General features: G+C 66.3%; 16 protein-coding genes. 9 read left to right on the plus strand and 7 right to left on the minus strand.

What is annotated here, in order from left to right:
• Positions 1 to 426: 426 nt before the first annotated feature.
• Complete coding sequence (locus tag GRI99_RS04710) at positions 427 to 2,250, minus strand: bifunctional helix-turn-helix transcriptional regulator/alpha/beta hydrolase (RefSeq protein ID WP_160770904.1); 1,824 nt, start codon at positions 2,248 to 2,250, stop codon at positions 427 to 429.
• A 151-nt stretch (positions 2,251 to 2,401) separates the two neighbouring features.
• Here GRI99_RS04710 and GRI99_RS04715 point away from each other — a divergent pair, with 151 nt between their 5' ends.
• From GRI99_RS04715 to glpK, 3 genes are all read left to right on the plus strand, one after another.
• Positions 2,402 to 7,492, plus strand: coding sequence for an autotransporter domain-containing protein (locus GRI99_RS04715; RefSeq protein ID WP_160770905.1), 5,091 nt, complete (start codon positions 2,402 to 2,404; stop codon positions 7,490 to 7,492).
• A gap of 175 nt (positions 7,493 to 7,667) precedes the next feature.
• Positions 7,668 to 8,501: an MIP/aquaporin family protein gene (locus GRI99_RS04720; RefSeq protein ID WP_160770906.1), complete on the plus strand. Its 834-nt coding sequence runs from the start codon at positions 7,668 to 7,670 to the stop codon at positions 8,499 to 8,501.
• A 60-nt stretch (positions 8,502 to 8,561) separates the two neighbouring features.
• Positions 8,562 to 10,049, plus strand: a complete 1,488-nt coding sequence (gene glpK / locus GRI99_RS04725) for a glycerol kinase GlpK (protein WP_160770907.1) — start codon at positions 8,562 to 8,564, stop codon at positions 10,047 to 10,049.
• 8 nt (positions 10,050 to 10,057) lie between these two features.
• Here the strand turns inward: glpK and GRI99_RS04730 are convergent, their stop codons facing one another.
• Positions 10,058 to 10,513: an Lrp/AsnC family transcriptional regulator gene (locus GRI99_RS04730; protein ID WP_160770908.1), complete on the minus strand. Its 456-nt coding sequence runs from the start codon at positions 10,511 to 10,513 to the stop codon at positions 10,058 to 10,060.
• A gap of 131 nt (positions 10,514 to 10,644) precedes the next feature.
• On the opposite strand from GRI99_RS04730, the gene ald reads away from it, so the two are divergent.
• A complete protein-coding gene (gene ald, locus GRI99_RS04735; protein ID WP_160770909.1) occupies positions 10,645 to 11,760 on the plus strand; it encodes an alanine dehydrogenase in 1,116 nt (371 codons plus the stop codon).
• A 6-nt stretch (positions 11,761 to 11,766) separates the two neighbouring features.
• Here the strand turns inward: ald and GRI99_RS04740 are convergent, their stop codons facing one another.
• The 5 genes from GRI99_RS04740 to GRI99_RS04760 form a co-directional block, all read right to left on the minus strand.
• Entirely contained in the window at positions 11,767 to 12,363 is a 597-nt protein-coding gene (locus tag GRI99_RS04740; protein ID WP_160770910.1) for an FMN-dependent NADH-azoreductase, read from the minus strand.
• 123 nt (positions 12,364 to 12,486) lie between these two features.
• Complete coding sequence (locus GRI99_RS04745) at positions 12,487 to 13,515, minus strand: methionine synthase (RefSeq protein WP_160770911.1); 1,029 nt, start codon at positions 13,513 to 13,515, stop codon at positions 12,487 to 12,489.
• 20 nt (positions 13,516 to 13,535) lie between these two features.
• Positions 13,536 to 14,522 carry a DUF1852 domain-containing protein gene (locus GRI99_RS04750; protein WP_160770912.1) on the minus strand — a complete coding sequence of 329 codons (987 nt, stop codon included), beginning with the start codon at positions 14,520 to 14,522 and terminating at the stop codon, positions 13,536 to 13,538.
• Between the two features lie 26 nt (positions 14,523 to 14,548).
• On the minus strand, positions 14,549 to 15,502 hold the full coding sequence (locus tag GRI99_RS04755; RefSeq protein WP_160770913.1) for an ArsR/SmtB family transcription factor: 954 nt from the start codon (positions 15,500 to 15,502) through the stop codon (positions 14,549 to 14,551).
• Between the two features lie 123 nt (positions 15,503 to 15,625).
• The gene (locus GRI99_RS04760; RefSeq protein WP_337192868.1) at positions 15,626 to 17,155 is read right to left on the minus strand and encodes a tryptophan halogenase family protein; all 1,530 of its coding nucleotides are present in this window, start codon (positions 17,153 to 17,155) and stop codon (positions 15,626 to 15,628) included.
• A gap of 239 nt (positions 17,156 to 17,394) precedes the next feature.
• On the opposite strand from GRI99_RS04760, the gene GRI99_RS04765 reads away from it, so the two are divergent.
• The 5 genes from GRI99_RS04765 to GRI99_RS18840 all read left to right on the plus strand — a co-directional run bounded on the left by GRI99_RS04765 (position 17,395) and on the right by GRI99_RS18840 (position 26,520).
• On the plus strand, positions 17,395 to 20,559 hold the full coding sequence (locus GRI99_RS04765) for a TonB-dependent receptor (protein WP_160770914.1): 3,165 nt from the start codon (positions 17,395 to 17,397) through the stop codon (positions 20,557 to 20,559).
• A gap of 117 nt (positions 20,560 to 20,676) precedes the next feature.
• On the plus strand, positions 20,677 to 21,726 hold the full coding sequence (locus GRI99_RS04770) for a glycoside hydrolase family 16 protein (protein WP_237438152.1): 1,050 nt from the start codon (positions 20,677 to 20,679) through the stop codon (positions 21,724 to 21,726).
• 1 nt (position 21,727) lies between these two features.
• Positions 21,728 to 22,792: a substrate-binding domain-containing protein gene (locus GRI99_RS04775; RefSeq protein ID WP_160770915.1), complete on the plus strand. Its 1,065-nt coding sequence runs from the start codon at positions 21,728 to 21,730 to the stop codon at positions 22,790 to 22,792.
• Positions 22,785 to 23,984: an MFS transporter gene (locus tag GRI99_RS04780; RefSeq protein ID WP_160770916.1), complete on the plus strand. Its 1,200-nt coding sequence runs from the start codon at positions 22,785 to 22,787 to the stop codon at positions 23,982 to 23,984. The genes GRI99_RS04775 and GRI99_RS04780 overlap by 8 nt, the downstream gene beginning before the upstream one ends.
• Before the next feature lie 70 nt (positions 23,985 to 24,054).
• Positions 24,055 to 26,520, plus strand: a complete 2,466-nt coding sequence (locus GRI99_RS18840; RefSeq protein ID WP_160770917.1) for a glycoside hydrolase family 3 protein — start codon at positions 24,055 to 24,057, stop codon at positions 26,518 to 26,520.
• Positions 26,521 to 26,563: the final 43 nt, after the last annotated feature.

Raw genomic sequence — 26,563 nt, forward strand, 5'->3', positions numbered from 1 at the left:
CCCACGTGGCGGGAATGCTCCACGCTGCCGAAGGCCGAGTCATAGACATGGTTGGGCAGTACCTTCATGGGCGGTGCGGCTGGCTCGGCGGGGGCCACTCTTGCCTGGAACACCGGCGGCTGGATTGCAGTCGTCGCCTTCGGTGCCGCCGTTTCTGCCCTCGGCTTGCTGATTCAGGTCGCCGGGCGCAGGTTCGCCGATCGAGTGGCAGACGGAAGTTCGCCTGAGTCCGCGCCTCGTTCACCACCACGTCAGCCAGACCGCCGCCTTCGCGATTGGCAGCCCTGAGAGTTTTGCCACTCGGCAGCTTTGGGCGGGGGGGGGGGGGAGCTTCATAGCCTGATGCATGCTCCGATCGGCGCGCACTACGTCAATCGGAGGCGAGTTGCCGTTGGACTGACAACACCGCGACCCGCTTCGCGATGCTTATTTCGCTGCCAAAACTTCAAGATGACCGGCAATCAGGTCCGGGCTGCTCGATGTCATGAATCTCCCCCCGCCTTCGACGCAGAGTATCGGAGTGCGGGGCAGGACCTGCCGCCAGTAGCGCTCCACTTCCGCGAAGCTGTTATGGATGTCCTTGTCGCCCTGCAGGACAACCCAGTCATCGACATCAAGCGGCGCAAGCCGGTCGAGACCCAGCGAGATCACGTGCTCCTCGATAATTCCCCCGGCCAGATTGCCGGTGGACATGGGGCGCAGGGCGCGGAAGCGGTCGCGGATGAACTGCGGATCATCGCACAGCGCGGTATCCTCAGGGCTTTCCTTGACGATTGCCCGCGTCAGTTGCTCCACCCGTGGCATGGTGAATTGCGTGCAGATCATGCGGAAGAACAACTCTATCAGGCGCGGGCGGCGCATGTAGGTTTCCTTGATCATGCCAACCAGGCCCACGCGCCTGCCATCGGGTGTGGTCTGGGGGGACGGGGAGACCAGCACCACCGGACCCACCCGGTCAGGCACCGCCTGCTTCAGGGCATGGACAAACTGCGCGCCACACTTGGCGATGATGGCAACCCGCGGGATGCGGCAGGCGTCGAGAATCTGCAGCGTATCTGCGATGGCCTGGCCAAAGGGATCCTCGCGGCTTGACCGGCCTAGGTGCGTCGCCCCGAAGCCCGGCCGGTCGATCGCGATCGGTCGCCAGCCTCGCTTCTGCAGTTCCACCAGCAGCGGACGGGGCACCGCGCGACAGGACCAGTTGCTGTGGACGACCAGCACCGGCTTGCCCGAAGCGGGGCCATAGTCGCTCCACCCGATCAGCTCCATCGTCTGCGGGCGCATGGCAAAGCGGGTCGGTTCGATCGCGGCCGCCAGGAAGCCGGGGGCACCGTCGATCGAGCGGGCGAACAGCCGCAACGCCTTCACCTCCACGATCAGCCGCGCCAGCTCGGTCGCGCTCTGCACGCCGAAATTGGCGTAGAGCAGCTCCAGTTCCTTCTTGATCACCGCCAGGCCGCAGCCGACAGCGTGGGCCACCTCCTCGCGCGAGCGACCGCTCGATACCAGCAGCGCCACTTTGGCCTGGCGCGGGGTGATCCGCAGCATGTCGGCCAGCAGGGCTTCTTCATCGAACTCGCCAGGCATGATGCCGAAGGCTGCGGAGACGATCACCCGCACCACCGCCGGCGTGTTGGGCAAGGCCATGCGCCGGGCCACGTCGGCCATGGTTTGGCGGGCCGTCGTATAGCCGATCCCGAGATGCCGCGCAGCTTCGCGCACGCTGCCGATGCGCACCACGGCGACCACTACACGCTGTTGCAGGTCGCTGAGGCCGAAACCCGCAGCTGCCATTTCCAGCGGCTCGGCCGCCCCGCCAGCCACCAGAACCAGCCGTCCTCCCGGTGCCTGCTGGCAGGCCTCACGAATGCGTGACGGCAGGTTCCAGCCCGACGTTTCCTCTATCGGGGCCCACAGGGCAAAGGCCAGCCGGTCGGTTGCAGTGGCAAGACACAGGAGCCGGCCATTGCTGCTGCGCACCTGGGCCTCGGCCAGCAGTTCGTCGAAACTGGCAGGACGCGGCACCCATTCGGGCTCGCCTAGGTCGACCGCATGGCCCTGGCCGTCGAACATGGCAAAGCCCAGGAACCCGTCTGTGGGGATTGCCGCTGTTGCGCGGACATTGTGCTGCTCCTCGCGCCGCACTTCCTCCTCGAACGCGTCGGGATCGGCCAGGAGTGCCTCGAGCAGCTCCTCCGGCCGGTCAATCATGCGCTGGAAGTTGGACGAGAACTTGTCTTCGCGAACCAAGTGCTGGTTCCCTTCGTGTGATCCGCAGCTACAATCCCCCAACTCCATCCGCACAAACAAGGGTGAATTTTTACAACACCCTACAAAAGGCTATCCTTAAGTTTCTCCCGCTGTGCGCATTTACGGCCACTTGCACTTGGGGGATCTCTATATGACCGTTGCCGTTTCGTCTGCTGCCCGCCTGCGCGCATCTCTGACGCTGGGCGCTAGTCTGGCCGCGCTGGCGCTTGCCCAGAATGCCCAGGCCCAATCCGCCTGTCCGGGGGTGGTCCAGGGCAACGTCTGTCTGGTGACGGTCGAAGGCAGCAGCGGCGCGGTTGACGCCGCCAACAACCCCGTCTTCATCTTGACCAACAACGGCACCATCACCGGCGGCCCCGCCGTTTCTCAAGGCGGCTCCTCCACCCTGGTGGTGCTGAACAATGGCACCATCACCGCCACCAACGGCACGGCCATTTCCGGCGCCTATCGCCTGTCCAGCTATGTCGACAACAAGGGCACCATCAACGGCAACGTCGTGGTGGCGGACCCCCCGCAGCCAAACGTGTTCACCTTCGGCTTCATCACCTTCATCAGCAACACTGGCAGCGTGGTGAACGGCGACGTGACGCTGGCCAGCAACGGGTTCACCCGCGCCAATTTCATCCAGCGCGGGGCGGACGACGGCGTAACCGGCACGATCAGCGCGGGCCAGGGGCTGGATATCTACACCCGCAGCTACACCACGTCGCAGAGCCTGGCCCTGGCTCAGGCACTTCCTGCCACCTTCGAGATCGCCGGTTACGAGGCGCTGGGCACCGATACCACGCTGACGCTGACTGGGCAGAGCGGCACCATCAGCCTGATGGGCGACGGCAACGTGGTCAATGAAGGCACGATCTCGCGCGGCCCCTCGAACGAGGCGATCGGCTATTATGGCACCACGGTGAACGTGATCCGCCGGCCGCAAATTCCGCTGGGCCAGCCGGGCAGCTTCCTGGCGGTATTTTACGGCCCGGGCCTGAACAGCTTTACCAACAACGGCACGGTCAACGGCGATATCAACAACCTGGGCACGGCCAGCTTCATCAACAACGGCACCATCAGCATGACCTCGACCACCAACGGCATGGTGATCGCGGGCAAGACCGATGCCGCCTTCACGTTCGTCAACTCGGGCACGATCGCCATGAGCGACGACGGGGCGCGCCCGGCGGGCCTTTCCGTGGTGCGCGAGTTCGATGGCGGCGTTGACGCCGGCGTGCGCCTGCGTTCAGCGGTGTTCACCACGCAGACGGCGGATGTTTCCATCACCAACAGCGGCCAGATCACAGGCGGCGTGGACGCGCGCTTTGCTGCCGATGATCTGACCTTCACCAATAGCGGCCTGATCGCCGGCCATGTTTCCAGCACTGCGGGCTATATCCCCGGGGTCTACATCAACGCGGGCCAGCTTGGCATCCATGTGGGCGACGAGAGCCACTATGACGGTGCCTCTGCCACCGTGGTCAACACCGCCACCGGCGAGATCCGCAATGGCCTGGTGCTCGATGCCTCCACGCTTGCCGCCAGCATCGACAACCGCGGCACGATCGGCATCGGCTACGCGGGCGATGCGATCCGGGTGGACCAGTTTCTCGATGCGGAAACGATCGACAACACCAGCTTCGACTTTGATAACAGCGGCACGATCAACGGCAATGTCGAACTAAACCTTGGCACCACCACGGTCACCGTGCAGAACAGCGGCAACCTGAACGGCGCGGGCGCGCCGGTTGACCAGGACACCTTCCCCGACCTGATTTTCAACGGTGGCGGCATCGCCCTGGCGGTGGAGAACGCCACCGTCGGTGACCAGACGGTCAGCTTCGTCAACAGCGGCACCATCGCCACCACCGCCAGGGCGCAGACCGGCGTGGTGATCGAACTCGATTCTGATGACGACCGCGACAACATAGTCGACGTTTCCGGTGTCAGCGCCACGGTGAATGTCACCAACAGCGGCACGATCAGCGCCACCGGCGGGGCGACCATTGTGACCCGCCAGTTCGCCACCTTCCTTGAGGAAGGCCAGGTGCTGGTCAACCCGATGGCGGCGCTGGCGGTAGATGCCAGCGACATCCCGGCCGAAGCGGTGATCACCATCGATAACCAGGCTGGCGGCGTGATCCGGGCCGGCGGCACGCCCAACGTGCTGACGCCCAACGGCTACTCCGCCGTGCCAAACGGGGTGGACGGTGCGCTGACGGTGGCAGTCTTCGCCTCGGGCAAGACGATCAACATCACCAATGCCGGCACCATCCAGGGAGGCGCGGGCAGCAACTTCGGCGCCAACCTGGTATCGAACAACGTGGAACCGCGTGACGGCTATCTGGCGGGTGCCATCCACACCGAGGGGGACGAATACGGCTCCGATGACGAAACCGCCGTCTACATCGCCTCTCGCGATACGGTGACGAACACCGCAACCGGCACAATCATCGGCTCGATCGATCTGGGCGGCAACGATGATACCCTTGCCAACAACGGGTCGATCACTGGCGACATCTACCTGCGCGACGGAAACGACAGCGTCAGCAACTACGGCACGCTGACGGGCAACCTGTATCTTGGTTCCGGCGACGACAGCTTCACGCAGGCCGTCTCCGCCGTGTTCAACGGCACGGCTGACGGACAGGACGGCAACGACACCTTCAACCTTGACCTGACAGGCGGCGGCACCATCGACCAGTCGATTTATACCCGCCTGCTGAATTTCGAGGTGTTCAACCTCGTTGGCCAGGGCCAGGTGGATGTGGACCTTGGCGACGACGACGATGACTTTGCCAACGACGGCGAACTGGAAGGCGACGTCAATCTGGGCAACGGGAGCAACAGCTTCGAAAACAGCGGCACCGTAGCCGGAAACGTTACCTCCGGCGACGGCAGCGACGACATCGGCAACGATGGCACGGTGGACGGGTCGGTCGGCTTGGGCGAGGGTGACAACACCTTCGAAAATACCGGCACCGTAACGGGCGACGTATCCGGCGGCGATGGCACGGACGACGTTGCCAACGAAGGTGAAGTCGGGGGCTCGGTCAACCTCGGCGGCGGGGATAACGCGCTGAACAACAGCGGCAGCGTGGGCGGCGACATCACCAGCGAAGACGGGGACGATGCCGTGACCAATGGCGGCACCGTGGGCGGCGACGTGAACCTGGGCGGTGGCGAGAACCAATTCACCAACACCGGCGAGGTGGGCGGCGAAGTAGCCAGCGGCTTCGAGGACGATAGCGTGACCAACAACGGCTCGGTCGGCGGCTCGGTTTACCTCGACGGTATTCCCGCACCTGACCCTGACCAGCAGCAGGCCGCGCTCGCCTACCAGCGCACGCTGATGCGCGTCACGCAGGCACTGGAGCCGACCGGCGGCGACGACACCTTCACCAACTCCGACGTGGTGGAAGGCGGCGTGTTTGCCGGGGCCGGCAACGATACCGTCACCAACACCGGCACCATCGGGGGCGACCTGGACCTGGGCGATGGCAACGATACGCTGGTGCTGCAGGGCTCCTGGGCTATCGGCGGCACCACCGATGGCGGTGCGGGCACCGATGCCGTGAACCTGACCCTGCGGGGCGGGGCGCAACAGCAGGCGCTGGACCTGGCGCGGTTCACCGGTTTCGAGACGCTGGGCATCGGTGGCAGCGGCATCGGCGTGGTGAGCGGCAACGTGGCCTTCACCCAGATCAACGTGGGGGCCAACCGCCTGATCGGTGCGGCGGGATCGACCATCACCGGCAACGTGGCGGTGGCTGCGGGCGGCACGTTCGGCAGCGCGGGCACGGTCAACGGCAATATCACGGTGGCATCGGGTGGCACCCTGTCGCCCGGCGCATCGCCGGCGGTGATGACCGTCAATGGCGACGTCTCGCTGGCGGCCGGTTCCACCACCGTGTTCGAGTTCGTGCCCGCCCCGGGCCAGAGCGACCAGTTGCTGATCGATGGCACGCTGACCATCGCCAGCGGCGCGACGCTGAACCTCACCGGCAACCGGCCGCTGACCCCGGGCACGCCTTACGACCTGATCGTGGCCGACCAGATCAGCGGCCAGTTCACCATCGGCACCTGGGACAAGTCGCTGGTGCAGGGCTTCCTGCGCTATGTGGACGGCGCGGCGACGGACCGGCTGCAACTGCTCGGCACTTTCGTGTTCCAGTCTGCGCAGGGTCCGCAGCCGACGGCGGCGGTCAATTACGTCAACAGCCTGCTGCTGGGCGGGACGGCCTCGACCGCGCTCAATGCCGCGATCCCGCAACTGCTCGACAACTCGGGCTTTGCCAGCGTGGCGGCCTTCTCGTTGTTGACGCCGGAGCCCTACGCCTCGGCCACCCAGCTTGGCGTGGAGACGGGGCTGAGCGTTGCGAAGGCTTCGCGTAAGGGCTTGGTCGAGGTTGCCGCGGACGAGCCCACGCTGTTCGGGTTCGGCACCGGCTTCGGCGCCTGGCGCACTCTGGCGGCTGATGGCACGCTGGGCACGTCGCGCGCCCGCAACCACGAAACCGGCTTGATCGGTGGCATCGGCTTTGGCAGCAGCACGGCATCGGCGGGGGCTTTCGTCGGCTATCTCGACGGACGCCAGCGGATCGCCGCACTGGATGCGCAAACCAATGTGGACGGCATGCTGGCGGGCATCGCCAGCCATCTGGGCGGGGCTGGTTTCACGCTCGATGCGCTGGCCGGCTACCACTGGGGCAAGGCGGAAACGCAGCGCAGCGTGCCGGCGGGCGGCAGCGCGGGTGATGACTATACCCTGCGCACCCTGGTGCTGGATGCCCACGCCGGTTACGCCCTTGACCTGGCTGGCCTGTCGGTAACCCCGGCGGCGGGTGTCACGCACATCTCGGTGCGCCGCGCCGCAGCCACCGAAGCGGGCAGTGCCGCCTATGGCCTGAACGTGGCGGGTGAACGCCATGCCGCCACCTTTGTCGATGGTTCGCTGGCCCTGGCCGGTGCAGCCGACAGGGCGATCCGGCCCTGGGCTTCGGTCGGCGTGCGGCACCAGCTGGAAGGTGACCTGGTATTCGCCACCGGCTCGTTGCTGGGCTCGGCGGCAACCTTCACCGTGCCGGGCGCACCGCGCAAAGATACGGTAGTTACGGCTGGTGCCGGCCTTGAGACCGACCTGGTCCCCAACGTCAGCGTGAGCGCCGCCTACAGCGGCGAGTTCGGCGGCGGTTCCGGCAACGGAGTGACGATCGGCCTGCGCGCCCGGTTCTGATCCGGAAAGGTGGGCGAGAGGGGCAGTGACTGCCACTCTCGCCCAGCCGGAAGGCCCAAGTCCCCGGCGTCTCTTCCCCCTGATCCGGCAAGGAGCCACAGCGCAGTCTTGCCATCGTGCTGGCAAGCCAGCGAGGGCCATCGTAGAATGATGACCCTGGGGTAGGGGGAATCACATGACGCAGAAGAAGAGAGATCTGGGAGAGCTGATCGCGGAATTCATTGCCGTGCTGATCATCATCACGGTCGGCAACTCCGCAGCGGCGATGTATGTGCTTTACGATCCCAGCCCCTATGCCACGTCCTATTTCGGCGTCTGCATCGTGTGGGGCCTCGCCGTTACGCTCGCGATTTGCGTCACCGGCGCGGTATCGGGCACCCATGCCAATCCTGCCGTGACGCTGGCCCTGGCGCTGTTCCGGGGCTTTCCGGCGCGCAAGATCGTGCCCTATTGGGTGGCCCAGGTGCTGGGCGGCATCGCCGGGGCGGCGTTGGTCCTGCAGATGTTCGGCCCGGTGATCGATACCTACACCCTGGCCGAGGGGGTAAGCCGCGCCGACGGGGGTGCCGCGGGCGTATTCTTCACCCATCCGGGCGAACACATGACGCCCCTGCGCGCCTTCGTGAACGAGATTATCCTCACCGCCATCCTGCTGCTGGGCATTTTCGCCATCACCGAGAAATACAACACCATGGCCCCGCAGGCCAATTCGGGCGCGCTGATGATCGGTCTGCTGGTGGCCATGATCGGCGGCGCGGCGGGCCATCTGGAAGCCTGGCCGCTCAATCCCGCGCGCGACCTTGGGCCGCGCATCTTCGCCTATTTTGCCGGCTGGGGCGAGGCTGCATTCCCGGCGCCCATGAACTACTGGTGGGTGCCCATTGCCGGCCCGCTGTGCGGAGGCGTGGTGGGGGCGGCACTCTACCAGTACCTGATTTATCCCTTCCTGCCCGAGCGCGAACGGGCGATGTACGAGCAGGAACTGGCCGAGGAACAGAGCCGGGCCTGAGCCAACCGCCGTCACTGGCAACAGCCAGGGCCGATCCAATTGCCGGAGAGATAAACAGCCATGCCGCAGCCAACCCATATCCTGGCGATCGACCAGGGGACCACGTCCACCCGTTGCATCCTGTTCGATAGCGCAGCCCGGCCGCTGGCCGTGGCGCAGCGCGAATTCGCCCAGCACTATCCGGAACTGGGCTGGGTGGAGCATGACCCGGAGGATATCTGGAGCGATACCGTGGCCACCATGCGCGAGGTGGTTGCCACGGCGGGCATCGATGCATCCGCCATCGCCGGCATCGGCATTACCAACCAGCGCGAGACGGTGGTGGTGTGGGACCGTGCGACCGGCCGGCCAATCCATCGCGCCATCGTGTGGCAGGACCGACGTACTTCCGAACTGTGCGGGCAGTTGAAGGCCGACGGGGCCGAAGCAATGGTTACACAGAAGACCGGCCTGCTGATCGACCCCTATTTCTCAGCTACCAAGCTGGCGTGGATCCTTGACAATGTGCCCGGCGCGCGGGCGGCGGCAGAGCGGGGCGAACTGGCCTGCGGAACGATCGACACCTTCCTGCTATCGCGCCTGACGCGCGGCAGGGTGCACGCCACCGACCCCACCAACGCCGGCCGGACGCTGCTGTTCGACATCATGGCGCAGCAATGGGACGAGGAGCTGCTGCGGCTGTTCAGGGTGCCGCCAGCGATCCTGCCCGAAGTGCGCGACAATGCCTGCCTGTTCGGTGAGTGCGATCCCGACATCCTGGGCCACGCCATCCCCATCGCCGGCATGGCGGGGGACCAGCAGGCCGCACTGTTTGGCCAGGGGTGCTTCCGCCCGGGCATGGCCAAGTCCACCTATGGCACGGGCTGCTTCGCCCTGATGAACATCGGCACTACGCCGGTCCTCTCATCCAACCGCCTGCTGACCACGCCCGCCTATCGGCTTGCCGGCGTCACCACCTATGCGCTGGAAGGCTCGATCTTCGTGGCCGGGGCAGCGGTGAAGTGGCTGCGCGACGGGCTGAAGATCATCACCCGCGCCTCCGAGACGCACGACATGGCCACACGGGTCCCGGACAGCCACGGGGTCTACATGGTCCCCGCCTTCGTGGGCCTTGGCGCGCCCTACTGGAACCCGGACGTGCGCGGGCTGATCTGCGGGCTGACGCTGGATGCCACCGATGCCCACCTGGCGCGCGCGGCGCTGGAATCGGTCGCCTTCCAGACCAAGGACCTGGTCGACGCGATGCGGGCGGATTCCGCGCCGGGCCAGGGTGCTCTGCGGGTGGACGGCGGCATGGCCGCCAACGACTGGCTGTGCCAGTTCCTGGCCGATATCCTCGCTGCGCCCGTTGAACGCCCCTCTACCGTAGAGACAACCGCGCTGGGGGCCGCCTTCCTGGCCGGACTGGGCACGGGTCTGTGGACGGGGCTGGACCAGCTGGAGCAGGTATGGAGCCTTAACCGCCGGTTCGAAAGCAAGATGGACCCCGCCTTGCGGACGACCATGATCGGTGGCTGGCGCAAGGCCGTGGAGCGGACCCTGCTCTAACGCCCTGCCTATCCAACCGGGAAGCCGCGCCAGCGCTTGATGGTGCGGATGGCAAAGCTGGAACGCATCGCGCTGACCCCGGGCAGGCGCGACAGGCAATCGCGGTGGATGCTGTCGAAATGCTCCAGATCGCGCGCGCACACGCGCAGGATGTAGTCGGCGCTGCCCGACATCAGGTGGCATTCGAGGATGTCGGAATAGTCGAGCACCGCCCGTTCGAACGCGGCCATCGCCTCGCTGCTCTGGCTGGTGAGGGTGATCTCGACGAAGGCGTTGAGCTTCAGGCCCAGCTTCTGCGGGTCCAGCGTGGCGCTGTAGCCGCGAATGAAGCCCGCCGCCTCCAGCGACTTGATGCGCCGGTGGCAGGCGGAGCTGGAGACGTTGGCCAGGGCTGCCAGATCGGCGATCGACAGCGAGGAATCTTTCTGCAGGGCGGCAAGCAGGATTGCGTCGCTGCGATCCATAATCTTTTCCCGATTCCATCCGGTTGAACGGGATGGTATCCCATTTTTTCAGAAATACACGGCCAAAGTGGCAACCAATTCCTTCGCCCTTGCGTTAGCATCCCCTGCATAACTTGCAGGGGACTGAGCCAATGCGTGTCGGTACGGTCAAGGAAATCAAGAACCACGAATACCGCGTCGGCCTGACGCCCGAGAGCGTCCGCGAACTGGCCGCTGCCGGGCAGGAGGTGTGGGTGGAAACCGGTGCGGGCCTGGGTATCGGGGCCGACGATGCGGCATATGTCGCCGCCGGCGGCACGATCATCGCCACTGCTGCCGAGATCTTCGCCCAGTGCGAAATGGTGGTGAAGGTGAAGGAACCGCAGCCCGTGGAGCGGGCGCAACTGCGCCAAGGCCAGATCCTCTACACCTACCTGCACCTGGCCCCGGACCCCGAACAGACGGCCGACCTGGTGAAATCCGGCGTTACCGCCATCGCCTATGAGACGGTGACGGGCGAGGGCAACACCCTGCCGCTGCTGAAGCCGATGAGCCAGGTGGCCGGACGGATGGCGATCCAGGCCGGGGCGACAGCGCTGGAGAAGGCCCACGGCGGGCGCGGCGTGCTGCTGGGCGGCGTGCCCGGCGTGCTGCCGGCCAAGGTGGTGGTAATCGGCGGCGGCGTGGTGGGCTTCAACGCCGCGCAGATGGCTGTGGGCCTGGGGGCGGACGTGACCATCCTCGACCGCGATCCCAATGTGCTGGAGCGGCTGGACAGCCACTTCGTAGGCCGCGCCCGCACGCTCTTTTCAGGCCGCGCGGCGCTGGCGAGCGAGGTGGCGGAGGCCGACCTGGTGATCGGCGCGGTGCTGGTGCCAGGCGCGGCTGCGCCCAAGCTGGTGACGCGCGAGATGCTGGGCACCATGCGCCAGGGCGCGGTGCTGGTGGACGTGGCGATCGATCAGGGCGGCTGCTTCGAGACGAGCCGTGCCACCACCCATGCCGATCCGACCTACGTGGTTGATGGCGTGGTCCACTATTGCGTGGCCAACATGCCCGGTGCCGTGGCACGCACCAGCACCTATGCCCTCAACAACGTCACCCTGCCGCACGCACTGCGTATCGCCAAGCTTGGCTGGCGCGCGGCCCTGGCCGCCAACCCGCACCTTGCCGCAGGCCTCAACGTGCACGAGGGCAAGGTGACCTATGAAGCCGTGGCCCGGGACCTGGGCTATGACTACGTGCCGGTAGCCGAGGTCCTGGGCTGAGATCGGTCAGAGCTTCGCGACCTGCTCCTTCGCCGCTGCGATCGAGGCGGCGCGGGCTTCGGGGCCGAAGCCGATCTTGTCTGCCCGGATGATGGTAATGTCGGTCACCCCGATGAAGCCGAGGAAAGCCTTGAGCAGGCTTTCCTGGTGCTCGGAGGCATCGCCGTCCGAATACATGCCCCCTTGCGAGGAGGCGATGATCACCCGCGTATTGCCGGCCAGCCCCTTGGGCCCCGCTTCCGAATAGCTGAACGACATGCCCGGCACGCCCAGCCGGTCAATCCAGGCCTTGAGCCCGGACGGGATCGAGAAGTTGTACATCGGGGCCCCGATCACGGCCACGTCGGCAGCCAGGAACTGGCGCAGGCTGGCCAGTTCGCTTTCGGTGGCGGCCTCCATTTCCGGGGTCTTGGCAGCAGACGGGCGACGCAGCGCGCCGGTGGAGATTTCGTCCAGGTGCGGGATGGGGTTTGCCACCAGGTCGAGCCGGATGACTTCAGCTCCAGGGTGCTTCGCCGTCAGGTGCTCGACAATGGCGGCGGACACTTCGCGGGTGACCGAATCCGCACCGGTGGTGGCGCTGTCGATATGCAGGATCTTCATCTGTCTTCCTTGCTGCTGGGGGGATCATGGCAGAACGCCAATCTCGGCCGGTAATGCACAGCAGGACGATAATTGTCACGACCTTCGGCGGCGGCAAGGCCCGGCAGGGTTTGCCTGCCCCCGTCAGCCCGCCAGTTCCTGCCGCACGATCGCCGCGCCGGCAGCCAGCGCCGCCAGCTTGCCCTGTGCCACGTGGCGGGGCAGCGGGGCCATGCCGCAGTTGGTGGAGGGGTAGAGCCTGTCCGCATCGACGAAGCGCAGCGCCCGGCGCAGCGTATCGGCGACCTCCTCGGCCGTTTCCACCACGTGGCTGGCCACGTCGATCGCGCCGACCATCACCGTCTTGCCGCGGATCAGCTCGATCAGGTCCATCGGCACGCGCGAGTTGTGGCACTCCAGCGAGACGATATCGATGCTGGAGCCCTGCAGCTTCGGGAAAGCCTCCTCGTACTGGCGCCATTCTGAGCCGAGCGACTGCTTCCATTCGGTATTGGCGGCAATGCCGTAGCCATAGCAGATGTGGACTGCGGTGCGGCAGGGCAGCCCCTGGGCCGCCCGTTCCAGCGCAGTAACGCCCCAGTCGTTCACCTCGTCGAAGAAGACGTTGAAGGCGGGCTCGTCGAACTGCACGATATCGACCCCGGCGGCGGCGAGTTCGTGCGCCTCCTGGTTCAGGATGCAGGCAAATTCCCAGGCCAGCTTCTCGCGGCTGCAATAGTGGGCATCGTGCAGGGTATCGACCATGGTCATCGGGCCGGGCAGCGCCCACTTGATCGGCTGCCCGGTCTGCCGGCGCAGGAAGCGCGCGTCGTCCACGAAAACCGGTCGCGGGCGGCTGACCGGGCCGACCACGGTTGGCACGCTCGCGTCGTAGCGGTCGCGGATGCGCACGGTTTCGCGGCGGATGAAATCGACCCCGGCCAGGTGTTCGATGAAGGTGGTCACGAAGTGCTGGCGGGTCTGCTCACCGTCGCTGACAATGTCGATCCCGGCGTGCCGCTGGTCAGCCAGCGCCAGGCGCAGGGCATCGCGGCGGCCTTCGTCCAGTTCCTCCCCCGCAAGCTTCCAGGGCGACCAGAGGGTTTCGGGCTGGGCCAGCCAGCCGGGTTTCGGCAGGCTGCCTGCGGTGGAGGTGGGCAACAATCGCGTCATGGGCAAGGGGCTTTCGGGGATCAGTGCGCGGGGCTGGCGGACCATTGAGCCAGCACGGCCTGGTAGGGCTTTATCAGCCGCTCCTCGGCCAGGCGGCCCTGGCTGACTGCCAGCCGGCTGCGCTCCTCGCGGTCATAGACCACGCGTGTCAGCGAATAGTCCTGGCACGTCAGGCTGGGCCGGAAGTACTCCGCCGCCACCGAGTTGGCGTTGTAGATTTCCGGCCGGTAGATCTTCTGGAAGGTTTCCATCGCGCTGATCGTGCTGGCGATCTCCAGGTTGGAATAATCCCGCAACAGGTCACCCATGTGATAGAAGGCCAGCGGCGCGGCGCTGTTGCGTGGCATGAAATAGCGCACCTTCAGGCCCATCTTGGCGAAGTACTGGTCGGTCGCCGAAAACGCATCGTTGCGGTATTCGATGCCCAGCAGCGGGTGCTCGTTGCCGGTCCGATAATAGGTCTGGTTGCTGGACACGCTGAGGCAGATGACCGGCGCCTTGGCGAACCGCTCGCGATAGGCGGGCGAGGCCAGGAACAGCTTGAACAGGTTGCCGTGCAGGTCCCCGAAATCGGCGGGTGCCTCGCTGCCGGGGTGGGTCTTGCGGTGCTCCTGAAGGCGCACGCTGAAATCGTAGTCGCGGATGTAGGACGAGAAGTTGTTTCCCACCACGCCATCGATCCGCTCACCTGTGGTGTGGTCCAGAATGCGGGTTTCCAGCATCTCGATCAGGGGGAAGGGGTCTTGCCCCTGCTCACCGGCAATTGTCATTTCCACGGAGACGATTGTCAGCTCCACGCCATAGCGGTCACCCCGGGGGTTGTCCCAGTGGGCCAGCGAATTGAACCGGTTGTCGATCATCCGCAGCGTGTTGCGCAGGTTTTCCTGCCGCCGCTCGCCGCGGGCAAGGTTGGCGAAATTGGTGGTGATCCGGGTGCTTTCGGCGGGGCGGTAGTCCTCGTCGAAAGCCTGGGTGCGGATGGCGAAGGCTGGGGCAGGGCAGGGCATGGGGGTATCCTGGGTTGTCGGGAAGGTCATACGGCCCGCAGACGGGCGGGCAGGGGCCGGGCCGACCACAGGGTGACGGTCAGTTCGCCGCCGGCGAGTTGCTCCTCCACTCGGCCCTCCAGCCCGGCGGCGGCAATGCAGGCGAGCACCTCCTCGTCGGCAAAGCCCAGCCGGGTGTGGGCGTGTTCGCGGCGCAATTCCTCGCGGTGGTGGGGGGCAACGTCGACCACCAGCAGCTTGCCGGCAGGTTTCAGGATGCGCGCGGCCTCGGCGATCACCGTGGCGGGACGGTGGGCGTAGTGCAGCACCTGGTGCAGCACCACGGTATCGGCAGAGCCGGCGGGCAGGTCCAGCGCGGTCATGTCGCCCTGGCGCAGGTCGGCATTGGTGATGCCCTGCTCCAGTAATTTGGCGCGGCCGAAGCGCAGCATCTCGGGCGAGCGGTCGATGCCGATCACGTGGTTTGCGCGCGGGGCCAGCAGCTCGATCATCGTGCCAGTGCCGGTGCCGATATCGACCACCTGGCCCAGCGGATGATCGCCCAGGGCGTGCAGGATTGCCCGGTCAACCGCCTGGGTTGCCACGTGCAAGCCGCGCAGCCGGTCCCACTGTGCCGCATGGGTGGCAAAATAGGCGGCGGCCTCGGCGCTGCGTTCGGCGTTGATCGCGGTCAGCCGCGCCGCATCCGCCGCCAGCCACGGGTTGCGGCCATGGACTTGGGCCCAGCGGTCGAGTAGCGCGAACAGGGGTTCCACCAGTGCCCGGTTGCCGAGGCGCAGGAACACCCAGTTGCCCTCCTTGCGCCGGTCCAGCAGGCCGCAATCGATCAGCAGCTTGACCTGCCGCGAGACCTTGGGCTGGCCCTGTGCCAGGGTCTGGGCAAGCTCGCCCACCGACAGCTCCATCTCGCGCACGAGATAGAGGATCCGCAGGCGCACCGGATCGGAAAGGGCGTGGAACAGATCGGCGTCGTGATTCATAATGCCTATATGCATATATAGACATATAGAGTCAACAGAGACGCGAGGGTCTAACCGGACAGGCCGTTCGGGGTGGCGCCGGGGGTGATTACCGGTTCTGGTGCGGCAGGATGGCGCGCGCCCTCAGCCCATGGGCGCTGGGCAATATCGCGCCAGGTAATCGGCGTGGTTGGGCATGGCCTGGACCAGGAAGCGGACCGATTTCTCGATCTCGTCCAGCTCGCGCTTCGTCTCCGCCGGGTCCAGTGTTTCGGCCATGGCATTGTGGCCCTGCATGGTGATGCCCTGGCCCATCATCACGGCCGCCCAGCTCGTCTCGGTGAACAGTTCGTCTTCCTCGCGGAAGATCTGCCCGTTGCTGCGGAACAGTTCCACCTTCTCGGTCAGGCTATCGGGCACGCTCATGGTGCGGCAATAGTTCCAGAATTCGGAATCATCGCGCGTGGTGGTGTTGTAGTGCAGGATCAGGAAGTCGCGGATGCGGGTGTATTCGCGCGTGGTCAGGCGGTTGAAGGCATCCTCCTGCGCCTGGGTCACCCCGTCGAGCGAGATCAGCGAGATAAGCTTGGTGATCGCCGTGTTGATCAGGTGGATCGAGGTGGATTCCAGCGGCTCCATGAAGCCGCCCGCCAGGCCGATGGCCACCACGTTGCGGTTCCAGAACTTGTTGCGCCGCCCGGCCACGAACCGCAGGTGGTTGGGGTCAGCCGTGGGCTTGCCGGCGATATTGGCCAGCAGGATATCGGTCGCCTCGTCCGCGTCCATGAAGGCATCGCAATAGACGTGGCCGTTGCCGTTGCGGTGCTGCAGCGGCACCTGCCACTGCCAGCCGGCCTTGTGCGCCGTGGCGCGGGTGAAGGGCGGGGGCGGGCTGCCGTCGTCACGCTTGCAGGGCAGGGCCACGGCGCGGTTGCACGGCAGCCACTTGCTCCAGTCCTCGTATCCGGTGTGCAGCGCCTGTTCGATCAGCAGGCCACGAAAGCCCGAGCAATCGACGAAGAACTGGCCCCCGATGACCTTGCCGCCCACCATCGTGATGGAGCGGACGAAGCCGCTTTCCCCGTCCAGCGCCACATCCGCCACCTTGCCTTCCACCCGCACCACGCCGCGCGCCTCGGCATATTTGCGCAAGTAGGCGGCATAGGCGGTGGCATTGAGGTGATAGGCATAGTTGATCGGCGGCAGGTCATCGCGCTTCAGCGCATCGGTCTTGGCGAACCTGCCGAAAAATGCGGCCATGGTCTCGGCATTGAACACCTGGATCGGGCGCTTGTCGCCCAGCGTCTGGAAATGGTGCCACACGTGGTGGAACGACAGGCCGCCGATCTCGTAGCCATAATTGCCGAACGGGTGGATGTAGCTGTCGCCGATCTTGCCCCAGTTGACGAACTGGATGCCCAGCTTGAACGATCCCTGCACGGCGGCAAGCATCTCGGCCTCGTCGATTTCCAGCAGGCGCTGGAAATCCACGAAGGGGGGAATGGTCGCCTCGCCCACGCCCACGGTACCGATCGCCTCGCTCTCGACCAGGGTGATGGCGAGCTGGCGCCCCTTGCGCAGGCGCGAGAGGGCGGCCGCCGCCATCCACCCGGCCGTGCCGCCCCCGACGATGACGATATGGTCGATTTGCTCTTTTGCGTTACTCTGGCGCACCTGTTCTCTCCCTGCGGGCAACCTAGCCGCTGGGCAGCGGGCGACAAGCGCCCGATCCACGGCAAAAAGTCCCTGTTGGCAAAAATGCTACACTAGGCGAGAAGAATTGTGAACGTTCATTTTGCCGATTGTGAACGATCACAATTATGCTAGATGAGCCTCGCATCCCGTGGTTGGGATCAGAGCTTAGTACAGGTGCCGGGACGCGCATAAGTCCCGCATCGGAGGGGAGAATCCACATGCGCTTGTCGACTTTCAGGCCCGCGAATCGGGTGCGCTCGCTTATCACCGTGTCCAGCCTGGCGCTGGGCGTGGCGGCCTCGTCCGCCGTTTTCGCGCAGGACGCGCCTGCCCCCGAGGACGAAGTGGCCGACGAGGATGTTATCGTCGTCAGCGGCTATCGCGCGGCGCTGGAGAACGCCCAGAACATCAAGGAAGACGCCGACACCTTCGTCGACGTTATCACCGCCGAGGACATCGGCGCCCTGCCCGACCGCTCGGTGGCCGAGGCCCTGCAGCGCGTGCCCGGCGTCAACATCAGTCGCTTCGAGCAGCGCAACGACCCTGACCGTTTCTCGGTCGAAGGTTCGGGTGTCATCATCCGCGGCCTCAACTTCGTGCGTTCCGAACTGAACGGGCGGGACATCTTCTCGGCCAACGGCGGGCGGGAACTCAGCTTCAACGACGTGTCGCCCGAACTGCTGGGGCGGGTGGAGGTGTTCAAGAACACCACTGCCGACATGATCGATGGCGGCATCTCGGGCACGGTCAACCTGATCACCCGCAAGCCGCTGGACAACCCGGGCCTGCACATTGCCGGCACGGCGGAAGTCAACGTGGGTGACCTGGCCAACGAATGGTCGCCCGGCTTCTCGATCCTGGGTTCGGGCACGTTCGAAAGCGGCATCGGCAGCTTCGGCCTGCAGCTTGGCTATACCCAGCAGGAACTGGTAACCCGCACCGATGCCTCGCAGATCACCGACCCGTGCTATCGCGACCAGTCGCTGACCGGCCCCTGCATCCGCGTGCGCCCGGTGGGTTCGGGCGGCTTCGGCGGCGACGTCCAGTTCGACGAGACCAACTTCCCGCCGGCCAACTCGGTGTTCGTGCCCAAGGGTGCGGGCGTGCGCACCACCGACCTGACGCGTGACCGGCAGGCCTATTCCGCCGTCGCGCAGTTCGAAAGCAACGACCGCCGCCTGCTGATCACCGGCGAATACCTGCGCGCCGAGACCGAGGCGACGCTGAACGAATTCGCCGTGCTGGCGCTGGTCAACGACGATGCCCTGTTCCCGATCATTGCGCCGGGTACCACACCGGTGTTTATCGGCAACCAGTTCGGCTCGGGCACGCTCACCCAGGCCGGCAACGGCATTCCCACCGAGCTGCTGCGCTTCCAGCGCGAAGACACGGCGATGACCGAGGACGCCTCGATCGACATCGACTTCGAGGTGACTGACCGCCTGCGCCTGAACTTCGAGGGCCAGTACATCAACTCGGGCCGGACCGAGGACGGCTTCATCTCGGCGATGCAGACCTACACCGACATCCGCATCGACAACACCGGCGGCACCCCGCTGGTGGAATTCCTGCAGCCGGGGACCACCGGTTCGCCTGCCGGCTATTTCAACGATCCCGCCAAGACCTTCTACTGGTTCCTGATCGACAACCAGGTGAATAACGAGGGCGATCTCTACACCCTGCGCGGCGATGCCGAATACGACGTGTCTGACGACGGTCTGCTGCGTTCGGTGCGTTTCGGCGCCCGCTGGAGCGACCGCAACCGCGTGACCCGCTCGGCCAACTTCTCCAACTGGGGTAACCTGGGCGCTCCCTGGACCGGCCGTGGCGGCAACTGGAATTGCGGCGATTACCAGGCCTTTGGCTGCGGCGGTGCCTATGTGAAGGACTTCCCCAATTCGGCCAACGTCTACAATCCGTTCGGCGACGGCTTCCAGCGCGGCAATGCGCCGCTGCCGTTCGGTGACGGGTCGGCCTTCTTCTTCGGCGGCGACAACCTGGTGCAGGACTACCTGAGCGGCGCGATCACCCAGCAGGCTGCGGCGATCACTGCCTACACCCTGACGCCCAACGCCTGGTTCCCGATCTCGGCGCGCGGCAACGTGGTGCCGGGCGGCCCGTGGACCCCGGGCGAGATCTCCGATGTCGACGAGCAGACGCTGGCCTTCTACGCCCGCGCCGATTACGAGACGCGCCTTGGCGAAGACGTGACGCTGACCGGCAACGTGGGCCTGCGCTTCGTGGAAACCACCGTGGGCGCGGCCGGCCAGATCGGCTATCCCACCGGCGAATTCTTCGACCAGGGCGCGGCTGGCAACAACAACGGCACGGTCGAAGTGGCCGAGCTGCAGGCGGCGTGCGCCAACGTGCAGCCGGGCCAGGTCGCGCCGGGCTATTGCAGCCTGTCGACCGCCCGCCTCGCGCAGTTTGCCGCTGTGTTTACCGGCGAGACGGTGGACGACAGCGCCGACATCTCGTTCCGTCACTGGCTGCCCAGCATCAATGCGCGGCTGGACTTCGGCAACGGTATGCTGGTGCGCGCAGCGGCATCGCGCGGCATTTCGCGGCCCGATCTCAACGCCTTCCAGACCGGTGGCGCCATCTTCGACAACACCACCAACCTGCGCCAGGCAGGCACGCTGGATACCGGCCCGCTGTTTGCGATCAACACCGGCAACCGCCTGCTGCGCCCGGTGGCCTCGTGGAACTATGACCTGTCATACGAATACTATTTCAATGCGGTCGGTTCGATCACGGCGTCGCTGTTCGCCAAGGAAATCACCAACCTGGTCAACTTCGGGGCCAATGTCCGCAGCTTCACCAGCCCCAGCGGTGTGACCACCGATGTGCTGGTGAACGGCCCGGTCAATTCCGACAGCGGCTGGCTGAAGGGCTTCGAAGTGGCCTACCAGCAGGTCTATGACTTCCTGCCGGGGCCGCTGGCGGGCCTGGGCACCCAGCTGACCTACACCTATGTCGACGGTGGCTCCTTCGCCAACGACAAGCTGGGTTCGGAACAGAGCCCGTTCACCGGCGGGCTGCCGCTGGCGGGCATCTCCAAGCACACGGTCAACGCCGTGCTGTTCTACGAGATGGCGGGCTTTTCTGCCCGTGCCGCCTACAACTGGCGGTCGGACTTCCTGCAGACCCCGCGTGACGTGATCTTCCCGTTCTCGCCGATCTATGGCGAAAGCACGGGCCAGCTCGACGCGTCGATCTTCTATGACCTGACCGACAACATCAAAATCGGCCTGCAGGGTGTGAACCTGCTGGACGAGGTCACCCGCACCTCGCAGGTGATCGACTACAACGGCACAAGAGCCACCCGTTCGGCGTTCCGCAACGACCGCCGCTATACGTTCCTTGTCCGGTTCTCCTACTGAGAACCAAGCTCCTACCGGACAAGGTGGTGGCAGACGGGCCCCGGCGGACTCCCACGCCGGGGCCCAACTGTTATGCAGGCCCGCCAACAAGGGCCCATGATCGAGAGGGGAACGACGATGAGGCGACTGCGCGCAATCACCCGGTCCGGCCTGCTGGGCTGTGCGGCCCTGCTGGCATCCTGCGGGGGCAGTGAGGGCACACCGCCGCCAGTGGTCGTGGCTCCCGCGCCCGCGCCGACACCTGCGCCCACGCCCATGCCCACCCCTTCCGCCACGCCCGCCGCCACGGGCTGGTCGCTGGTCTGGGCCGACGAGTTCGACGGGGCGGCAGTGGACCCGGCGCGCTGGAACCTGATTGCCGACTGCTGGGGCGGCGGCAACAACGAGCGCCAGTGCTACACTGCGCGGGCCAGCAACGTGAGCATCGAAAACGGCGCGCTGGTGATCACCGCGCGGCGGGAAAGCTATACCGGCAGCGCCTGGCCTGCCGCCTGGGCTGCGACGCAGGCGGATCCCGACGCGCAGGCCACGCGTGAATACACTTCCGGCAAGCTGACCACCCAGGGCAAGGCATGCTGGCTCTTTGGCAAGTTCGAGATGCGCGCACGCCTGCCGCAGGGGCAGGGCACCTGGCCTGCCTTCTGGATGATGCCGGAGGAATCGCACTATGGCGGCTGGCCGCTGTCCGGCGAGATCGACATCATGGAGGTAGTCAACCTGGGCGTGGAATGCCCCACCTGCGAGCCGGGCGGGGAGAATTCCTTCCTGGGCACGCTGCATTTTGGCGACCGTCCGCCGGGCAATGTCTATCGCAACCGCGAAACGCAGTTCCCGGCCGCGCTGGACGGGCAGTTCCACACCTATGGGGTGATCTGGCAGCCGGGGAAGTTCACCTGGACCATCGATGGCGTGCCCTTCGGCAGCCTGGTTACCGGTGACTGGTGGACCGCCGCCAGCAGTGCGCCGCAGGCCCCGTTCGACCGACCGTTCCACCTGATTCTGAACCTGGCAATCGGCGGCAACTGGCCGGAATCCACAGCGCTGGGCGGAGTTTCCGCAGAAGGTTTCCCCAAGCGCATGGAAATTGACTGGGTGCGGGTCTGGCAATGTGGTCCCGGCGGCACTACGCAGGGCGGGGCCGGACAGGACTGCACCGGGGGGAATTGACGTGGCACGCAGGCGCCAATCGGTGACGATCAAGCACGTGGCGGCCGATTCCGGCGTCTCGCTGCAGACGGTCAGCCGCGTGATCAACAACGAACCCAACGTGCGCCCTGAAATGAAGCGCAGGGTGCAGGCCTCGATCGACAAGCTGGGTTATGTCCCCTCGATCGCTGCCCAGCGGATGAGTGGCTCCAAGAGCTACCTTATCCTGGCGCTGAACGACCGCGCCCGCACAATCGAGGCGTGGACCGCGCGCGAAGGCAGCGACTGGGTGGACCAGATGCTAATGGGCGGGATGCTGAAGTGCGCCGAATACGGCTATCGGCTGATCTTCGAGCTGATCGATACGCGCGACGACACCATCGAGCGCGAGCTGAACGCGGCCATCGCCGCGCTGCAGCCCGATGGCGTGATCCTGACCCCGCCGCACTCGGACAATCCGATGATCACCGGCTTGCTGGAGCGCGAGGGCATTCCCTTCGCCAGGATCGGTTCGCGCAACACGGCTGGCGGTATCTCGCTGACGATGGGCGATACGCGCATGGCGGCGCTGGCCACGCGGCACCTGATCGGCAAGGGGCACAAGCGCATCGGCTTCATCGCCGGCCCGCGCGAATATGCCGTCAGCGACCGGCGCAAGGCCGGCTGGCTGGCCACGATGGAGGAAGCGGGTCTGGCCACAGACCTGTGCGAACGGGGTGACTTCACCTATCCCAGTGGCGAGGCTGCCGCGCGCCGTCTGCTGGCCCAGCCTGACCGGCCCACCGCGATCATCGCCAGCAATGACCAGATGGCGTTGGCCACAAACGCCGTGGCGCGCGAAATGGGGCTGGGCGTGCCGGATGACCTGTCGCTGATCAGCTTTGATAATTCTCCGGTGGTGCGCTTCGTCCAGCCTTCGCTGACGGCGGTCGACCAGCCGGTGGCCGAAACGGTCAGCCAGGCGGTGGAGCTTTTGATCAAGGCCAACCGGGGTGAAGATCTGCCGGACATGCCGGTGGTGGTGGAAGGCCGCCTGATCGAGCGCGATTCGGTGGCCGCACCTGCTTCCGCGCCGGCTGATGGCTGACGGCCTGACCGCCCTCCAGCGGCAATCGCCCCGCTTTCTGCTCCTTTATGCCCTGGCCGTGGCGGGCGGGGCCATCGCCTATGTCCCGCTGCTTACCATCCTGCTGCCGGTGATGGTGGAAGCGGCTGCCGGCCCGCAGGGGGTGACATGGTTGGCCTATGTCGCCTTTGCCGGAGCCGTGGCCGCCAGCCTGGGCAACATTGCCTTCGGCTGGCTGTCCGACCGCACCGGCACGCGGCGGCCGTGGATCGTGGCAGGCCTGGCCGGAAGCACCGCCTTGTTGCTGGTGGTAGACCGGGTGGTTGGCAACCTGCCGCTGTTATTGGTCACGCTGGTGGTGTGGCAGGTGTTCCTCAACATGATGCTGGGCCCGCTTTCTGCCTGGGCAGGGGACCTGGTACCCGATCACCAGAAGGGCGTACTGGGCGGGCTGCTGGCCTTTGCCCCGGCGCTGGGCGCGCTGTCGGGCACGCTGGTCACCTTCCCGGGAGTGGCCGCGCCGGACGAGCGCCTGGGCATGGTGGCATTCCTGGTTGTGGCTGCTGTCCTTCCGGTGCTGCTGCTGGGACGGCCCCGGCCCTTTCCGCACCTGATGGTGAACCCGCCAGAGGGTGAGGCAGGGCCGCTGGCCGGGCCGCACCGTATCGTCGCCCGGATGTGGCTGGCGCGGCTGCTGGTGCAGGTGGCGGAATCGGCGCTGTTTGCCTACCTCTACATGTGGCTGCGCTCGATCGCGCCGGAAACGCCGGACAGCGTTGCCGCACAGGTCTTCGGTGTGGTGCTGCTCTCTTCGGTTCCAGTCACCCTGCTGGTGGGCCGCTGGGCCGACCGCACCGGGCAGGCTATCCTGCCGCTGGGTCTGGCCGCCGTGATCTGCTGCGCGGCCTTGCTTGGCATGTCGCAGGCGACATCGCTGGAGCAGGCCATGGCCGGCTATGCCGTGTTCGGGCTGGCGGCGGCGGTCTTCCTGGCGCTGCATTCCGCCCAGACCCTGCGCGTGCTGCCCCGGCCGCAGAGCCGCGGGCGCGACCTGGGTCTGTTCAACCTGACCAACACCGTGCCCAGCCTGATCATGCCGGGCCTGACACTGGCGATGGTGCCGGTGTTCGGCTTTGCCGGCTTGTTCCTGGTGCTGGCCCTCCTGGCCGGTCTGGCCAGCCTGCTCCTGCTGGTTTTCCGCAACCCCAAATAGGCGCTTGCGACCACGGACAAGCCGTGTAAAACCCTAAATTGAGAACGTTCCCAATTTTCCGAGGATGACCATGCAGGTACATGCAATCAGTTGGCTGCGGACAGGTGCGGGCGTATCGCTGGCGGCACTGGCGCTGGCGGGTTGCGCCACCGTGCCGGCCGCTCCTTCGACGGCTTCGGCACCGGTTGCTGCGCCGGTTTCTGCGTTGGCCCCGGCAGGCGAGGACCAGGTGGTGGCAGATCTGCTTTCGCGCATGAGCCTGGAGCGCAAGATCGCCCAGTTGATTCAGCCCCAAATCAATTCCTTCACCGTTGAAGACATGGAGCGATACCGCTTCGGCAGCTACCTCAACGGCGGCAACGGCGGCCCCAACGGCAACGAATTCGCCCCGGCGGCGGACTGGCTGGCGCTGGCCGATGCGATGTACGACGCCTCGGTCCGTCCGCTGCCTGGCGGCGAGCCGGTGGTCGCCACCATGTGGGGCACCGATGCTGTCCACGGTCATTCCAACATCGTCGGCGCCACGCTGTTTCCGCACAACATCGCGCTGGGCGCCACCGGCGATGCGGACCTGGTGCGCCGGATCGGTGCGGCGACTGCTGCCGAGATCGAGGTGACGGGCATCGACTGGAACTTCTCCCCCACCGTAGCCGTGGCGCAGGATGACCGCTGGGGCCGGACCTACGAAAGTTATTCGGAAGACCCGCAGTTGGTCGCCCGCCTTGGTGCCGCGCTGGTGGAGGGCTTGCAGGGCACACCCGGCAGCGCCGATTTCCTCGGCGATGGTCGGGTCATCGCCACGGCCAAGCACTTCTTCGCCGACGGCGGCACCGAACAGGGCGTGGACCAGGGTGACGTGAACGGCGATATCGAAGAACTCATCTCGCTCCACGCCGTGCCCTATCCGGCAGCGATTGCGGCCGGGGTCGAAACGATCATGGCCAGCTTCAATTCGATCAACGGCGTGAAGATGCATGGCAACCGCGAGCTGCTGACCGGCGTGCTGCGCGAACGCATGGGGTTTGACGGACTGGTGGTGGGGGACTGGAACGCCCACGGCCAGATCGCCGGGTGCGAGATTGCCAATTGCCCCCAGGCCCTGCTGGCCGGCCTAGACATCTACATGGTGCCCGATGACTGGAAGGCGCTGATGGACAACCTGCTGGCCCAGGTGCGCGACGGCACGATTCCCATGGCGCGGGTGGATGAAGCGGTGGGCCGCGTGCTGCGGGTGAAGTACCGCGCGGGCCTGCTGGGTCCGGCGGCGCCGCGCCCTTCCGAGCGTGGGGTCGCGGGTCGGTTCGACCTGCTGGCCTCGCCCCAACACCGCGCCCTGGCGCGCGAGGCGGTGGCCAAGTCGCAGGTGGTGCTGGCCAATGATGGCGTGCTGCCGCTGCGTGCCGGCGCGCGCGTGCTGGTGGCTGGCACCGCGGCCGATGACGTGGGCCAGGCGGCGGGCGGCTGGACGCTGGAATGGCAGGGCGGCCGGGCCGACCAGCTGCCCCGCAGCCGCTTCCCCAACGCCACCTCGATCTGGGAGGGCTTGCGCGATGCCGTGGCGGCGGGCGGCGGTTCGGCCACGCTCTCGGCCGATGGCACCTTCACCTCCCGGCCGGACGTGGCCGTGGTGGTATTTGGCGAGCGACCCTATGCCGAGTTCGCGGGTGACCAGCAGGACCTGGTGCTGCGCGACGAGGAGGGTTTGACCCTGCTGCGGCGTTTCCGCGAGCAGGGCATCCCGACCGTGGCCGTGTTCCTCTCCGGCCGCCCGATGTGGGTCAATCGCGAGCTCAACGCCGCCAACGCCTTCGTCGCCTCCTGGCTGCCCGGCAGCGAAGGCGCAGGCGTGGCCGACGTGCTGACCGGAGCAGTGCCAGCCACGGGCCGCTTGTCGTTCTCGTGGCCCGCCGCTTGCGAAGGCCGGCCGGTGAACGGGCCGGACGGCGCTCTTTTCCCGCTGGGGCATGGCCATTCGCTGTCCGGGACCGCGCCGCTTGCGCGCCTCAGCGAAGAGTGCTCGGCTCTTGCCAGCAACAGCAATGCTGCCCTGGTGTTCGGCTCGGGCCGGCTGGGGCAGGGCGTCACCGCCTTCGCCGCCCCGCTGGCGGCATCAGGTGATGGTGAACTGCTGCCGCAGATGCGCGGCGACATGAGCGCGGCGGGCGTTACCGCACGCGGCTATGACCGCGATGCGCAGGAGGATGCGCGCCAGATTGTGATGCGTGGCGGCTCGCGCTTCGGCCTGCGGCAGGCGCAGGATAGCGGCGGGGCCTGGCGCATTTCGTACGAGGTGGTCACCCGCCCCACCGCCCCCGTCAGCTTGCAGGTGGGCGAGGGCGCAGCGGCTACCACGCTGGACCTGACCAGCCACTTCGCCCATGCCGAGGGCAAGGGCTGGCGCGAAATGCTGATAACCGATGCCTGCGCCCCCGGCCTGGGATCGCGCCTTGCCTTTACCACACAGGCCGACGTAACTTTCCGCATCTCGCGCGTGCGGCGCGAACAGGTGCCGGCGGATACGCCTTGTGCCTTCTGACCAACGATAAGAAACACTGACTGGGGCCGGCACCGCCGGCCCG

It is taken from the genome of Alteraurantiacibacter buctensis, from assembly GCF_009827655.1.
Taxonomy (GTDB): Bacteria; Pseudomonadota; Alphaproteobacteria; order Sphingomonadales; family Sphingomonadaceae; genus Alteraurantiacibacter; species Alteraurantiacibacter buctensis.